Genomic DNA, 14,271 nt, shown 5'->3' with positions numbered 1-14,271 from the left:
CGGGCAGGTGGAACGGGCATAGGTCACCCCAGAGAAGATCAAAACGAAAGGATCAGCTCATCGCAGCAGCCCTGACGTTCCGTCTGCAAGGTGAGAAGCGGGTTTTCGCCGATCGATGCGGAATATTCACTTCCGGTGAAGCGAAACGCCTCTGACCTGGGGTTATAAAGAGAAGATAAGGAAGGAAATGCCCGATTAGGACGGGCTTGCGCCCGCCACGGACCGGGCCACCTCGGCACGCACGTCGGAGGTCGGGTCGAGCACCGTCAGGTTGGCCGCCGTGGCGCCGTGGTCGACCAGGACGAAGCGCACCTTCGGGTTGGCCGACGCCACCGCGCGCAGGGCCTGGCCGGGCAGCGGGTCCGCGGCCAGGACCACCGAGCACTTCTGCTGGATCAGGGTGTTGGCGTACGACTGCGCGTTGGCGACCGTCGCCGGACCGATCACCGGCAGCGAGGAGACCTGCGCCCGACTGGCCGCCGACCCGTCCTGCAGGCCGGCCCAGACCGGGGCGTCCGCCGCCGCGGTCACCCCTTGCTGGTCGGTCAGCAGGCAGGCTCGCACCTGGGTGTACTGGCGGGCCCGCACCGGCAGCGGCGCCGGCTTGTGCCCGGGCAGGGTGGCCAGCAGCACGCCGCCCACCAGCAGCGCACCGCCGCCCACACCCGCTGCCCACCAGATCTGACGCTGTTCCATCCTCGGCTCCTCATTTGATCTTGACCGGTGCGGTACCGGCCCGACGAAGCCGAGATCCTAGCGGCACGGGAGTGGGTCAGTGTTGCCCGGCCCGGCGCTGCGCGGCGACCAGCAGCAGGGCCGCGACCAGCGCGGATGCCGTGGCGACCAGCACCGCGAGCCAGCCGTGCCGGAACGCGTCCAGGGCCTGCGGGGCTCCGTGCGGGGTGCCGAGCACGCTCACCACCACGGCCACCCCGACTACGGCGCCGATCTGACGGGCCATCGTGGTGACGGCCGATCCGGTGGCGAACCGGGTGGGGGGCAGCGCACCGGCCGCGGCGCCGATCAGCGTGGGCAGTGTGAGGCCGACTCCGGCGCCGGTGAGCAGCATCCCGGGCAGCAGCTCGGCGGCGTATCCGGGTGCCGGCCGCACGGTCAGCAGCCACCAGGCGATCCCGGCGGCGAACAGGACGAGCCCGGCCGCCGCCGTCCGCCCGTGGCCGAGCCGGCGCAGCAGCGGGCCGGCGGCCAGCGCGATCGGCGGGACGAGCAGTGGGCCGGGCGCGATGGCCAGTCCGGTGCGCAGCGCCGAGTAGCCCCAGACCTGCTGGCACCAGAGCACCGAGGTGAGCAGCATGCCGGCGAACGCGACGGTGAAGAGCAGCGCGGTGGCGTTGGCCGCGGCGAAGACCGGGACGCGCAGCAGCGGCAGTTCGACCACCGGCGCCGGGTGGCGGGCGGAGCGTCGCAGGAACCAGCCGGTGAGTGCCGCCGCGGCCAGCAGGCTGCCGATCACCCGGGGCGAACTCCAGCCCCAAGCATCGGACTTGACGAGTCCGACGGCCAGCGCGGCGATGGCGGCGGTGAGCAGCAGGGCGCCGGTGAGATCCGGCAGCGGACCGGCCTCGGGCCTGGGGGTGCGCGGCAGCACCCGCAGGCCGGCCAGCAGGGCGGCGAGGCCGACGGGCAGGTTGACCAGGAAGACCCAGCGCCAGTCGGCCTCCACCAGGAGTCCGCCGACCACCGGTCCGAGTCCGGCGGCGATCCCGCCGATCGACGCCCAGGCCCGGACGGCGCCGGCCCGGCGCTCGGGTGCGGTGGCGGCCAGCAGCAGGGCCAACGAGGTCGGCATCAGCAGCGCCGCGCCGACCGCCTGGAGCAGCCGGGCGGCGACCAGCGCGCCGACGCCGGGGGCCAGCGCGCAGAGCGCGGAGGAGAGCGTGAACAGGGCCAGACCCACCAGGAATCCGGTGCGGTGGCCGATCCGGTCGGCCAGCCGTCCGGCGGGGACGAGCAGGGCGGCGAAGACGATCGCGTAGCCGTTGAGCACCCAGGAGAGCGAGGCGAGGGTGCTGCCTGGGAAGTGCCGGCCCATCGCGGGGAGGGCGACGTTGACGATGAAGAGATCGAGGTTGGAGACGAAGACGGCGGCGGCCACCACCAGGAAGACCGGACGCCCGGCCGTCTGTGGCGCCTGCTGGGCTTGGCGGCCTGGCTTGGCTTGCTGGGCTGGCTTGGTTTGCCGGCCTGGCTTGGTTTGCTGGGCTTCAGAGTTTGATTGTCCAACTATATGCATGGCGGCACGCTAGTGGCAGTGGGTTTGGAAATGCAACCCACTGGTGCGTCATCGGACGATCGGTCAAGGTTTGGTAATGATTGTCATCTCGGAGGTCAGCTGGCTTGGAGATGAAAACCGTTGCCACATAGTCTGAGTGGCGTCCCACCGAGTCGACCCCTCCTGCCGGGGCCGTGTCCTGAGGAGTGCCTCCACCTATGCCCGCACCCCAGCCCCGCCGGGCCGCCGCGCGACTGGCGCCGACCGTCGTCGTCGCCGCCGCACTCGCGGCCCTCAGTGCCTGCGCCACCACCTCGCCGGTGAAGAGCAGTGACTCGGCGGACGGTGGGAGCGGCAAGGTGATCCAGGTGGTCGCGGCCGAGAACTTCTGGGGCAGCATCGCCGCCCAGCTCGGCGGCGACCACGTCAAGGTGACCAGCATCATCACCAACCCCGACACCGACCCGCACTCCTACGAGCCCACCGCCGCCGACGGGCGCACCGTGGCGGGCGCGCAGTACGCGATCGTCAACGGCATCGGCTACGACAGCTGGGCCGACAAGTTGATCGGCGCCAACCCCAGCAAGGCCCGCACCGCCCTGAAGGTCGGCGACCTGGTCGGCGTCAAGGAGGGCGGCAACCCGCACCAGTGGTACGCGCCCGCCAGTGTCACCCAGGTGATCGACCGAATAACGGCCGACTACCAGAAGATCGACCCGGCCGACGCCGCGTACTTCGACAGCCGGCGGACCGCCTTCGAGAGCACCGCTCTCGCGCCGTACCACCAGCTGATATCCGACATCAGGGCGAAGTACGCGGGCACCCCGATCGGGGCCTCCGAGTCGATCGTCACCCCGCTCGCCGAGGGCCTGGGCCTCACGATGCTCACCCCCGAGAGCTTCCTGGACGCGATGAGCGAGGGCACCGACCCGACCGCCGCCGACAAGGCGGCCATCGACCGGCAGATCAGCACCAAGCAGATCAAGATCTACGTCTACAACACCCAGAACGCCACGCCCGACGTGACCGCCCAGGTCAACGCGGCCAAGGCACAGGGCATCCCGGTCGCCGCCGTCACCGAGACGCTGTCGCCGGCCGGCAGCACCTTCCAGGACTGGCAGACCGGGGAACTCCGGGGCATCGCCGATGCGCTGAGCCAGGCGGTGGCCAAGTGACTACGACCGCAACCGAGTTGCCCGGAGCCGACGCCCTGCAACCCGGTGTCCCGGTGGTCGAACTGGGCGGCGTGGCCGTCCGGGTAGGCGGCCGCACCCTCTGGTCGGACGTCGATCTCACCGTGGGGGAGGGCGAGTTCACCGCCGTCCTCGGCCCCAACGGGGTCGGCAAGTCCACCCTGGTCAAGCTGCTGCTCGGGATGGTCCCCGCCGCCGCGGGCCAGGCCCGGGTGCTCGGCGCCGCGCCCGGCCAGGGCAACCCCCGGGTCGGCTACCTGCCGCAGCGCCGCAGCTTCGACGCCAGCCTGCGGATCCGCGGCACCGACGTCGTGCGACTCGGCCTGGACGGCGACCGCTGGGGCGTCCCGCTGCCCGGGCTGCGCTCGGCGCGGCGCCGCGCGGATGCCCAAAGGGTCGACGAGGTCATCGAGTTGGTCGGTGCCGGGGGCTACGCACACCGCCCGATCGGGCAGTGCTCGGGCGGCGAGCAGCAGCGGCTGCTGATCGCCCAGGCGCTGGTGCGCCGCCCCCGACTCCTGCTCCTGGACGAGCCGTTGGACAGCCTCGACCTGCCCAACCAGAGCGCGGTGGCGGCCCTGCTGGGCCGGATCTGCCACCAGGAGGGGGTGGCCGTGCTGATGGTCGCCCACGACGTCAACCCGATCCTGCACCACCTGGACCGCGTGGTGTACATCGCCGAGGGCGGAGCCGTCACCGGCACCCCCGCCGAGGTGATCACCTCGCAGACGCTGACCCGGCTCTACCGGACCCCGGTCGAGGTGCTGCGCACCTCCGACGGGCGTCTGGTCGTGGTCGGCCAGCCGGAGGCGCCGGCCGTGCACGTCGACCGGCACGCCGCGTCCGCGCCCGCTGCCGCCGGCGCCGCGGGGGGCGACCGTGCTGCTCGCTGACGCCGCCTCACCGGTCTTCTCCTGGAACCTGCTCACCGACTTCCAGGAGATGTGGTCCTACCCCTTCATGGTCAACGCCTTCCGGGCCGGCGCGATCGTCGCGGTCGTGTCGGCGGCGGTGGGCTGGTTCATGGTGCTGCGCCGGCAGACCTTCGCCGGGCACACCCTGTCGGTGGCCGCCTTCCCCGGCGCCTCGCTGGCCACCCTGCTCGGTGTCAGCGCCACCTTCGGCTACTTCGGCTTCTGCGTGGCCGCCGCCCTGGTGATCGCGCTGCTGCGGCGCAAGGGCCGGGACAGCGGCGCGGAGGAGTCCGCCGTCACCGGCACCGTCCAGGCGTTCGCGCTGGCCTGCGGCTTCCTCTTCATCACGCTCTACAAGGGGCTGCTCAGCGGGCCGGAGTCGCTGCTGTTCGGCAGCTTCCTGGGCATCACCACCGGCCAGGTGACGGTGCTGGCGGTGGTCGGCGCGCTGGTGCTCGCGGTGCTGGCGCTGATCGGGCGCCCGCTGCTGTTCGCGTCCGTCGACCCGGAGGTCGCCGCCGGCCGCGGGGTGCCGGTGCGGTTGCTGGCCACCGTCTTCCTGGTGCTGCTGGGCGCGGCGACCGCCGAGGCCGGGCAGATCACCGGCACCCTGCTGGTCTTCGCGCTGATGGTGGTCCCGGCCGCCACCGCCCAACAGCTCACCGCCCGCCCCGGGCTCAGCCTGCTGCTGGCCGTGCTGATCGCCCTGGCCTCCTGCTGGTTCGGGCTGATCGCCGCCTACTACCAGCCCTACCCGCTCGGCTTCTTCGTCACCGCCTTCGCGTTCGGCGGCTACGTCCTGGCCCACCTGGGCCGCGCCGTGCACGACCTGCTGGGCCGCGGCCGCGGCCCGCTCGCGATCGGAAGCGCCGCATGAGCACGCTCACCCAGCCCTTCTTCCAGCACGCCCTGCTGGCCGGCACCTTCATCGCGCTGGCGGCCGGACTGGTCGGCTACTTCCTGGTGCTGCGGGCCCAGATCTTCACCGGTGACGCGCTCAGCCACGTCGCCTTCACCGGCGCGATGGCCGCCCTGGCCGGCGGCTACGACCTGCGGCTCGGCCTCTTCGCCGGCACCGTCGGCGGCGGGCTGCTGCTCGGCGGGATCGGCCGCAAGGGCCGTCCGGACGACGTGGCGATCGGCAGCGTCTTCGCCTGGATCCTCGGCCTGGGCGCGTTCTTCCTGACCGTCTACACCACCTCGCGCAGCGGGGCCCAGGGCGGCGCCGGGACCAGCGTGCTGTTCGGTTCGATCTTCGGACTGAACGCGAGCCAGACCCTGTTGGCCGTGCTGATCGCCGTCGCGGTCTGCGCCGCGCTGCTGGTGATCGCCCGCCCGCTGCTCTTCGCGACCGTGGACGAGGCCGTCGCCGCCGCGCGCGGAGTGCCGGTGCGGGCGCTCGGCCTCGGGTTCCTGGCGCTGGTCGGCGCGTGTGCGGGCGAGGCCACCCAGGCGGTCGGCTCGCTGCTGCTGCTGGGGCTGCTGGCGGCGCCGGCCGGGGCGGCGATCCGGCTCACCGACCGGCCGTTCCGCGCGCTCGGGCTGTCGGCGGGGCTGGCGGTGCTGGAGATGTGGATCGGCCTGCTGCTCAGCGCCGAGGTGCCGACGCTGCCGCCGAGCTTCGCGATCATGGCCACGGCGACGGCGGTGTACGGCGCGACGTTCCTGGTCCGGCCCGCGCGTGCGGGGCGGGCGGGCATCGCGGAGGCGTAGCGGTTCACCCGGTCGGCGGGCTGCGGATGCCCGGGGCGGTGTGCAGGGATTCACTGGCGCTCTAGGACGCGCCGATCCCGAGGAGCACCATGACCCAGTCCGTGGCGGTCAGGAGCCCGCTCGACTGGTCATTGACCGAGGGTGTCATCCCGGTGCTGATCGTGCTGGTGGGCCTGGGCGCGCTGGCCGGGCTGGTGGTCTCGCGCGACCCGCACTGGTGGACCCGCTGGCTTCCGTGCGCGGTGGTCCTGACGGGTGTGGGCACGCTGCTGCTGCACTGGTGGATCGACGACTGGTGGCAGCCCTTCGCCGAGCCGCTGCCGCGCAAGGTGTGGTTCTGGATCGGCGTCGGCCTGCTCGGCGTCCTGTTGGCGGCCTTCCGGATACCGGCGCTGGGCTGGCGCGGGCGGGGCGCCGCCGTGCTGGCGGCGGTGCTGGTCCTGGTGATGGCGGGCAACCAGGTGAACCGGCACTTCGACCAGTACCCGACACTGCGGGTGCTGTTCGCGCCCTGGTTGCAGAAGACCACGGCGCTGCCCGCCGGCACCGCCGCCGGCACGGTCACCGCACCGCCCGGCGGAACGCTCTACGACGTCTGGCGGCCGCCGGCCGGGCTGCCCGCCAAGGGCACCGTCTCCACCTCGCCGATCCCCGGCCTGATCTCCGGCTTCAACCCGCGCGCCGCCTACGTCTATCTGCCCCCCGCCTACCATGCGAACCCGCGCCCGCTGCTGCCCGTGCTGATCCTGATGGCCGGCCAGCCGGGCAGCCCGCTGGACTGGGTGACCTCGGGCAACATGCCCGACGCGATGGACGCCTTCGCCGCCGCCCACCACGGCCTGGCCCCGATCGTGGTGGTCGCCGACCCGATCGGCTCGGACTTCAACAACACCCTCTGCATGAACTCCAAGATCGCCCAGGCGCAGACCTACCTGGCCGAGGACGTGCCGAACTGGGTCCACGCGCACCTGCAGACCGCCGCCGGCCGCGCCCACTGGTCGATCGGCGGCCTCTCGCTCGGTGGCACCTGCGCCCTCCAACTCGCGGTCAACGCACCGCAGGTGTACGGCTCGTTCCTGGACATCTCGGGCCAGAGCGAGCCGACCCTGGGCAGCCACAGCAAGACCGTGGACACGGCCTTCGGCGGCGACGAGGCGGCCTTCGACGCGGTGGACCCGCTGCATGTGATGGCCCGGCAGCGGTTCCCGGACACCGCCGCCTCGTTCGTGGTCGGCTCCGGTGACGGCGAGTTCGGACCACAGCAGGCGACGGTCTACCAGGCGGCTCTCAAGGCCGGCATGAAGGCGATCGCCGGGACGCTGCCCGGCGGGCACGACTGGACGGTGTTCCGGGTCGCGCTCGCCCAGAACATCCCTTGGCTGGCCCAGCAGACAGGAATCATCCGATGAGCACCCCTCAGGTTCGCGACGACGCCGTACCGCTCGCTCCCGCGCCCGAGCGCGGCTATCGCTGGCTGCGTCAACTGGCCTTTCTCGTCGAGCCGTTGCGCAGCGCGCCGGTCACCCTGGGGCTGCTGGTCGCGCTCTGGGTGATCGGCGGCGCCACCGACTCGCTGCGGGCCCGTCCGCCGCGGCACCTGTTGGAGAACGTCGGGGTCGGCATCACGACCCTGGAGGCCGGGCACTGGTGGACCCCGGTGACCTCGCTCTTCTGGTGCACCGGGATCGTCGCATACGTGGTGGCCAGCCTGCTGCTGGTGGTGATCGGCGCGCAGGCCGAACGGCGGCTGGGCACACCGATGGTGGCCTGGGTGCTGGTCGGCGGCCAGGTGGCCGGCACGCTGCTGGGCACCGGTGTGGTCCGCCTCGGGGTGGCGGCGGGGTCGGCCTGGTGCGAGAACATCAAGGACCAGATCGCGGTCGGTCCCACCCCCGGGATCTTCGCGCTGGCCATGGTGCTGAGCTTCCGGCTCACCACGCTGTGGCAGCGCAGGCTCCAACTGCTGGCGCTGCTCGTGCCGTTGGTGATGGTGCTGTATGTCGGCTACCTGGCGAGTGTGCAGCGGTTGTGCGGCGCGCTGGTCGGTCTGGCGGTCGGGGCGGTGCTCTTCGGGAGGGCCGGTGACCTGCGTCCGCACCGCTCCTCGCACAACGAGGCCCGGGTGCTGGTGGCGCTGTGCGTGGCCGCCTCGGCGATCGGCCCGCTGGTGGCCAGCGTCTACAAGAACGCCACCGGGCCGTTCAACAACCTGGCGGGCCTGTACTACTCGCAGGCGCCCAGCGACGAGGACGTCCGCGCGGCCTGCGAGACCTCCGCCGTGGAGTGCGCCCGGGCGCACTCCACCCAGCACTTCTTCAACTCCCCGGGCCTGTTGATGGGGATCCTGATCCCGTTGCTGCTCTTCGTCCTCGCCGAGGGCCTGCGCCGGGGCCTGCGGCTGGCCTGGTGGATCACCGTGCTGGCGCAGGTCGGGTGGATCTCGCTGGTCGGCTGGGCGGTCAAGGACGACTTCTCGGGCACCGACCGGGCCGACCCCACCTCGTACGTGCTGCAGATCTACGGCGAGGCGCTGTTGCTGCCGGTGCTGATCGTGATGCTGCTGATGCTCACCCAGGACCGCTTCGAACTGCGGCTGCCGCGCCACGCGGTGATCCGGCTGAGCGCGGTGATCGGCGGCGCCTTCCTGCTGGCCTGCGCCGCGTATGTGGGGATCGGCTGGCTGCTGCGCGACCAGTACGAGCCGCGGGCTACCGTGCGCGGACTGCTGAAGGGGCTGCCCTCGGAGTTCCTGCCGCCCGCCTACAACGACCTGCTGCCGAGCTACCCCGTCACCACCGGTGGGGCGACCCGGGCCCTGGAGAACTACTGCGGGGTGGTGTTCTGGGCGGTGGCGTTGGTGGCGTTGTTGGTGGCTTTCCGGCGGCCGTGGGTGCATGTGGACGCGGCGGCGGGGGCGCGGGCGCGGGCGTTGTTGGAGCGGCACGGGGGGCCGATGTTGTCGTTCATCTCGACGTGGGACGGGAATCACTACTGGTTCGATGCGGGGGGTGAGGCGGCGGTGGCGTATCGGGTGTTCGCGACGGTGGCGTTGACGACGGGGGATCCGTTCGGGGAGCCGGGGGCGTGTGGGCGGGCGGTGGCGGGGTTCGCGGCGTTCTGTGACGCGCGGGGGTGGACGCCGTGTTTTTACAGCGTGACGCCGGGGGTGTTGGAGGCGGCGCGGGGGTTGGGGTGGCGGTCGGTGCAGGTGGCGGAGGACACGGTGGTGGCGTTGCCGGAGTTGGCGTTCACGGGGAAGAAGTGGCAGGACATCCGGACGTCGTTGAACAAGGCGAAGAAGGAGGGGATCACGGCGCAGTGGTGGAGTTGGGGGTCGGCGCCGTTGGCGGTCCGGGATCAGATCCGGTCGATCTCGGAGGAGTGGGTGTCGGACAAGGGGTTGCCGGAGATGGGGTTCACGTTGGGGGGTCTGGAGGAGTTGGACGATCCGGCGGTGCGGTTGTTGGTGGCGGTGGACGGGGATCGGACGGTGCACGGGTTGACGAGTTGGATGCCGGTGTATCGGGAGGGTGAGCCGGTGGGGTGGACGCTGGATTTCATGCGGCGGCGTTCGGAGGGGTTCCGGGGGGTGACGGAGTTCCTGATCGCGTCGGCGGCGCTGGGGTTCAAGGAGGAGGGGGCGTTGTTCCTGAGCCTGTCGGGCGCGCCACTGGCCCGCGCCGACGAGGACGACCCGGTCACCGTGCTGCAGCGGCTGCTGGACTGGATGGGCCGGACGCTGGAGCCGGTGTACGGGTTCCGGTCACTGTTGGCGTTCAAGGCGAAGTTCCAGCCGGAGTACCGGCCGCTGTACATGGTGTACCCGGACCCGGCGGCGCTGGCGAGTATCACCCGGGCGATCGGCAAGGCCTACCTGCCGCATCTGACGCCGGGCCAGGGCGTCCGCCTGATGCGCAGACTGTCGACCTAGCGGGTGACGGGGTGACGGGGTGACCGGATGGGTACAGGAGCGATCAGGGATCGCCGAGTGCGAAGGATCAACCCATGAGTGAGGACCGACCGGCGATGGCCGGCGCGCCGGCCGTGGAATTCCACGGCGTCTCCAAGCACTACGGACCAGTCAAGGCGGTGGACGAACTCAGCCTCCAGCTGCCACAGGGCCGCACGATCGCGCTGCTCGGCCCCAACGGCGCCGGCAAGTCCACCTCGATCGACCTGCTGCTCGGCCTGCGCAAGGCGACCGGCGGCACCGTACGGGTGCTCGGCAGTACCCCGCGCGAGGCGGTCAACGCCGGGCGGATCGGGGTGATGCTGCAGTCCGGCGGCCTGATGCGCGAGGTGACCGTCCGGGAGTTCCTGACGCTGATCACCCAGCTGCACCCCAAGCCGCTGGAGATCGGCGAGCTCCTCGCCCGCGCCAACATCAGTGACATCGCCGACCGCAAGGTGGACAAGCTCTCCGGCGGCCAGACCCAGCGGGTGCGGTTCGCCGTCGCCATCGCCGGTGAGAACGATCTGCTGGTGCTGGACGAGCCGACCACCGGGATGGACGTGGAGAACCGGCAGATCTTCTGGCAGGCGATGAAGGCCGAGGCCCGCCGCGGCAAGACCATCCTGTTCGCCACCCACTACCTGGAGGAGGCCGACCAGGTCGCCGACCTGGTGGTCGTGATCAACAAGGGCCGGCTGCTCGCGGAGGGCACCGCCGCCGAGATCAAGGCGATGGCCGGGTTCCGCCGGGTCGCCTTCCGGCTGCCCGGCGCCCGTGAGGAGGACCTGTCGCGGTTGCCCGGGGTCCGCTCGGTGGATCTCTCCGGCGGTCTGGTGCGGATGCAGACCTCGGACTCCGATGCCACCCTATACGCGGTGCTCGACGCCGGGCACCGCCCCAGCGAGATCGAGGTGACGGCGCTCGGCCTGGAACAGGCCTTCATCGCGATCACCGAGCAGGACAACAGCAGCCAGGACAGCGGCGGCCAGGACAACGGCGGCCAGGACAAGGGCGGCCGGGACGACAACGGTCGGGACGGCGGCAACGGCCAGGGACCGGAGGGCGTGCGATGAACGGTGTGTGGGCACTGACCCGGCTGGAGATCCTGCGGGTGTTCCGCAATCGCCGGGTGCTGTTCTTCTCGGTGCTCTACCCGACGCTGCTCTTCGTGGTGATCGGCGGCAGCGCCAAGGGCGAGATCGGCGGGATCCCGGTCCGCAACTACTACATGGTCGCGATGGCCCTGTTCGGCGCGCTCGGCGCGGCCCTGATGAACAACGCGCAGAAGATCGCCCAGGAGCGCAGCGACGGCTGGATCAAGCAACTCAAGCTGACCACCCTGCCGGGCAACGGCTACGTGGTCGCGAAGATCTCGTCGGCGGCGATGGTGACGCTGCCGGCCATCGTGGTGGTCTTTGTGGTCGGCGCCGTGATGGGCGTTCACCTCCAGGCGGCGGTCTGGCTGGAGGCCACGGTGATCATCTGGATCACCTCGTTCGCCTTCACCGCGCTGGGGATCGCGATCGGCTACGCGCTGCCGCAGGACAGCGTGCAACTGGTCGCGATGATCACCTATTTCGTGATGGCGATCCTCGGCGGCCTCTGGTTCACGCTCGGCAGCGGGGCGCTGGCCGACATCGGCAAGGTACTGCCCAGCTACGCGGCCCGCGACTACGTGATGAACCGGGTCACCGGGCTGGACGGCAACTCGACCGACTTGGTGGTGATCGCCCTCTGGGTGGTGGCCACGGTCGTCTTCGCGGGGTACGTCTACCAGCGGGACGCCAAGATCGACGAGTAGTCGCCGGGCGGGCCCGGGGTCGGGGCCGCCCGGCGGTCGGTCAGTCGGTCAGTCGGTCAGGAGAGCTTGGCGGCGAGCACGTCGACCCGCTGGATCTCCGGTGCGGTAGCGAGCATGGTCGGCGCCAACTCCCTGAGGGCGGCGGCGATCCGGCCGTTCAGGTGGGCCTCTCGGCCGTCCTCGCCGTCGAAGGTGTCGAAGACGCCGAACACCGTCGCGCTCTCGCGGAACGCGTACCAGCTGACCGTCAGTTCCTCCTGTTCGGCCAGGGTGAGTGCGCCCGCCAGGACGCCCGCCAGCTCCTCGGCGTGCTCGGGCTTGGCCTCGATGCGGACCCGCAGACCGATCTTCGACATGATGCGCTCCTTCTTGCGTACCGCACGGCCCGGTGCCGTGCACAGCCGACGTCCTGCCGGCATGGACGAATCTATGGTGGCCGGGAGCTCCGGCGGAGTGTCGCGACCGGCACATCCGATACCGTTTCCGCCATGCGGATAGCCGTACTGGCCCTCGACGGCCTCTTCGACTCGGGCCTGGCCTCGGTGCTCGACGTCCTGGGCTGTGCCAACGACCTGCGCGAGCGTATTCCGGGGGCGCCGCCGCCGTGGGAGGTCGAGACCGTCGGGTTCCGTGACCAGGTGCGCACCGGCGCGGGCCTGCTGGTGCCGGCCCGGCCGGTCGAGGCGGCCGACCGCTGTGACCTGCTGCTGGTGCCCGCCGTGCCGAAGCGCGATCCGCAGGGGCTGGCCGACCTGGTCGGCGGGGAGGAGATGCGCGGCGCCCGCGAGCTGCTGGCGCACACCCGCCAGCGCGGGGCGACGGTCGCCTCCGCCTGCGCGGGTACCTTCCTGCTCGCCGAGGCGGGCGTGCTGGACGGCCGCCGGGCCACCACGACCTGGTGGCTCGCGCCGCTGTTCCGGCAGCGCTACCCCCGCGTCGAGCTCGACCAGAGCCGGATGGTGACCAGCTCGGACGGCGTGATCACGGCGGGCGCCGCCTTCGGCCACGTCGACCTGGCGCTCTGGCTGGTACGCCGCAGCAGTCCCGGCCTCAGCGAGCTGGTATCCCGTCACCTGGTGGTCGACGAGCGGCCCTCCCAGGCCTCGTACACCATGGTGAGCACCCTCGCGCAGAGCGATCCGGTGGTCGCCGCCTTCGACCGGTGGGTGCGCGAGCGGTTGCACGAGCAGCTGGACATCGGTGCGGCGGCCCGTGCGATCGGGGTCAGCGAGCGTACGTTGCAGCGCGCGACGGCCGGCGCGCTCGGGGTCACGCCGGTCCGCTTCGTCCAGGATCTGCGGGTCGAACAGGCCTCCCACCTGCTGCGGACCACCGAGCTCGGGGTCGAGGTGATCGCCCGCCGGGTCGGTTATCTGAACGCGAACACGTTGCGGGTCCTGCTCCGGGAGCGTTCGGGGCTGACGGCAGGCCAACTACGCCGGGGATGAGTGGTGTTGTAGGACTGTCGCGCTGCCGGGGTGCCCTTGATAATGGGCATGGCAAGTCGGCCGGGCCTGCCGGGTCAACGAGGGGAAGCAGTCATGGACTTGACGGGTACGCGGATCAGCCGGCGCACCTTCGCCCGCTCGGCGCTGGTGCTGGGCGCGGCGGGGCTCGGGCTGGCGCGGGCGGCGACGCCGGCGCGGGCGGACGTGCTGCCGGCGGGGTCCGACTGGATGGGTGCGCTGCCCGGCGGCGGCTACCTGTCGCAGCTGACCGTGCCCGGGACGCATGACACCGGCTCGCGCTACGGCGGAGCGCTCACGCAGACCCAGACGCTCGCCGTGCCGGACCAACTCGCCGCTGGGGTCCGGTTCCTGGACGTCCGGTGCCGCGCGATCAACGGGGTGTTCGCGATCCACCACGGCCCGGTCTTCCAGCAGATCTTCTTCGGCGACGTGCTCAACGCCTGCCAGGACTTCCTGGCGCAGCATCCGGGGGAGAGCGTGCTGATGCGGGTCAAGCAGGAGTACTCGACCGTCTCCGACGCGGACTTCGCGGCGATCTTCGCGGGCTACCAGGCGAAGTGGTCCGGGCTGTTCTGGGCCGAGAACCGGATCCCGCAACTCGGCGAGGTGCGTGGCCGGGTGGTGCTGCTGGCGGACAGCTCCGGCCTGCCGGGTATCCCGTGGGGCGGCGCGTCCACCGACATCGAGGACGACTACGACATCGGGACGATCTTCGAGATCGCCTCGCGTAAGTGGCCCGAGGTCTCCGCCCACTTCGACGCGGCGCGGGCCTCGGCCGACCCGCAGAAGCTGTACATCACCTTCACCACCTCCTCGGGCTGGGGCCTGTGGCCGCAGCAGGCCGCCGAGGCGATGGCGCCGAGGATCGGCGGCTACCTCGGCGGCCTGAACGCCGCTGCCCGGCCGCTGCTCGGGACGGTGCCGATGGACTTCGTCACCGCGGGCTCCGTGCAGCCGTTCTACGCGCTGAACTTCGGCCTCTGAGCCCTCTGAGCC

At 71.5% G+C, this 14,271-nt stretch carries 13 protein-coding genes; 10 read left to right on the top strand and 3 right to left on the bottom strand.

Annotation, left to right across the window (positions count from 1 at the left end; all coding sequences use genetic code 11):
- Positions 1–195: 195 nt before the first annotated feature.
- Positions 196–696, bottom strand: coding sequence for a type 1 periplasmic-binding domain-containing protein (locus BS80_RS09270; RefSeq protein WP_051966393.1), 501 nt, complete (start codon positions 694–696; stop codon positions 196–198).
- 76 nt (positions 697–772) lie between these two features.
- Positions 773–2,119 (bottom strand): MFS transporter, encoded by a 1,347-nt coding sequence (locus tag BS80_RS09265; RefSeq protein WP_232246420.1) that lies wholly within the window; start codon positions 2,117–2,119, stop codon positions 773–775.
- Between the two features lie 332 nt (positions 2,120–2,451).
- Here BS80_RS09265 and BS80_RS09260 point away from each other — a divergent pair, with 332 nt between their 5' ends.
- From BS80_RS09260 to BS80_RS09225, 8 genes are all read left to right on the top strand, one after another.
- Entirely contained in the window at positions 2,452–3,408 is a 957-nt protein-coding gene (locus tag BS80_RS09260) for a metal ABC transporter solute-binding protein, Zn/Mn family (RefSeq protein WP_035795374.1), read from the top strand.
- Entirely contained in the window at positions 3,405–4,319 is a 915-nt protein-coding gene (locus BS80_RS09255) for a metal ABC transporter ATP-binding protein (protein WP_051966392.1), read from the top strand. The genes BS80_RS09260 and BS80_RS09255 overlap by 4 nt, the downstream gene beginning before the upstream one ends.
- Positions 4,306–5,217 carry a metal ABC transporter permease gene (locus BS80_RS09250; protein WP_051966391.1) on the top strand — a complete coding sequence of 304 codons (912 nt, stop codon included), beginning with the start codon at positions 4,306–4,308 and terminating at the stop codon, positions 5,215–5,217. Before BS80_RS09255 ends, BS80_RS09250 begins: the two co-directional genes overlap by 14 nt.
- Positions 5,214–6,053 carry a metal ABC transporter permease gene (locus BS80_RS09245; RefSeq protein ID WP_035795371.1) on the top strand — a complete coding sequence of 280 codons (840 nt, stop codon included), beginning with the start codon at positions 5,214–5,216 and terminating at the stop codon, positions 6,051–6,053. Before BS80_RS09250 ends, BS80_RS09245 begins: the two co-directional genes overlap by 4 nt.
- An 89-nt stretch (positions 6,054–6,142) precedes the next feature.
- On the top strand, positions 6,143–7,462 hold the full coding sequence (locus BS80_RS09240; RefSeq protein WP_035795368.1) for an alpha/beta hydrolase: 1,320 nt from the start codon (positions 6,143–6,145) through the stop codon (positions 7,460–7,462).
- Complete coding sequence (locus tag BS80_RS09235; RefSeq protein ID WP_051966390.1) at positions 7,459–9,984, top strand: rhomboid family intramembrane serine protease; 2,526 nt, start codon at positions 7,459–7,461, stop codon at positions 9,982–9,984. Before BS80_RS09240 ends, BS80_RS09235 begins: the two co-directional genes overlap by 4 nt.
- A 74-nt stretch (positions 9,985–10,058) precedes the next feature.
- A complete protein-coding gene (locus BS80_RS09230; protein ID WP_063771930.1) occupies positions 10,059–11,078 on the top strand; it encodes an ABC transporter ATP-binding protein in 1,020 nt (339 codons plus the stop codon).
- Complete coding sequence (locus BS80_RS09225; RefSeq protein ID WP_035795365.1) at positions 11,075–11,806, top strand: ABC transporter permease; 732 nt, start codon at positions 11,075–11,077, stop codon at positions 11,804–11,806. Before BS80_RS09230 ends, BS80_RS09225 begins: the two co-directional genes overlap by 4 nt.
- A 56-nt stretch (positions 11,807–11,862) precedes the next feature.
- Here BS80_RS09225 and BS80_RS09220 read toward each other — a convergent pair whose 3' ends face one another.
- On the bottom strand, positions 11,863–12,162 hold the full coding sequence (locus tag BS80_RS09220) for a putative quinol monooxygenase (RefSeq protein WP_035795363.1): 300 nt from the start codon (positions 12,160–12,162) through the stop codon (positions 11,863–11,865).
- Positions 12,163–12,294: 132 nt separating this feature from the next.
- On the opposite strand from BS80_RS09220, the gene BS80_RS09215 reads away from it, so the two are divergent.
- Both BS80_RS09215 and BS80_RS09210 read left to right on the top strand, forming a co-directional pair.
- Entirely contained in the window at positions 12,295–13,254 is a 960-nt protein-coding gene (locus BS80_RS09215; protein ID WP_035795361.1) for a GlxA family transcriptional regulator, read from the top strand.
- Positions 13,255–13,347: 93 nt separating this feature from the next.
- Positions 13,348–14,259 carry a phosphatidylinositol-specific phospholipase C gene (locus BS80_RS09210; RefSeq protein WP_035795358.1) on the top strand — a complete coding sequence of 304 codons (912 nt, stop codon included), beginning with the start codon at positions 13,348–13,350 and terminating at the stop codon, positions 14,257–14,259.
- Positions 14,260–14,271 lie beyond the last annotated feature (12 nt).

It is taken from the genome of Kitasatospora mediocidica KCTC 9733 (assembly GCF_000744225.1).
GTDB lineage: Bacteria > Actinomycetota > Actinomycetes > Streptomycetales > Streptomycetaceae > Kitasatospora > Kitasatospora mediocidica.
This window is presented reverse-complemented; position numbering and strand designations above follow the sequence as displayed.

Bases quoted from the DNA above. Each gene is read 5' to 3' on its own strand.
- BS80_RS09270 (WP_051966393.1), bottom strand. From the start codon at position 696: ATGGAACAGCGTCAGATCTGGTGGGCAGCGGGTGTGGGCGGCGGTGCG.
- BS80_RS09260 (WP_035795374.1), top strand. From the start codon at position 2,452: ATGCCCGCACCCCAGCCCCGCCGGGCCGCCGCGCGACTGGCGCCGACC.
- BS80_RS09245 (WP_035795371.1), top strand. From the start codon at position 5,214: ATGAGCACGCTCACCCAGCCCTTCTTCCAGCACGCCCTGCTGGCCGGC.
- BS80_RS09240 (WP_035795368.1), top strand. From the start codon at position 6,143: ATGACCCAGTCCGTGGCGGTCAGGAGCCCGCTCGACTGGTCATTGACC.
- BS80_RS09235 (WP_051966390.1), top strand. From the start codon at position 7,459: ATGAGCACCCCTCAGGTTCGCGACGACGCCGTACCGCTCGCTCCCGCG.
- BS80_RS09230 (WP_063771930.1), top strand. From the start codon at position 10,059: ATGAGTGAGGACCGACCGGCGATGGCCGGCGCGCCGGCCGTGGAATTC.
- BS80_RS09225 (WP_035795365.1), top strand. From the start codon at position 11,075: ATGAACGGTGTGTGGGCACTGACCCGGCTGGAGATCCTGCGGGTGTTC.
- BS80_RS09220 (WP_035795363.1), bottom strand. From the start codon at position 12,162: ATGTCGAAGATCGGTCTGCGGGTCCGCATCGAGGCCAAGCCCGAGCAC.
- BS80_RS09215 (WP_035795361.1), top strand. From the start codon at position 12,295: ATGCGGATAGCCGTACTGGCCCTCGACGGCCTCTTCGACTCGGGCCTG.
- BS80_RS09210 (WP_035795358.1), top strand. From the start codon at position 13,348: ATGGACTTGACGGGTACGCGGATCAGCCGGCGCACCTTCGCCCGCTCG.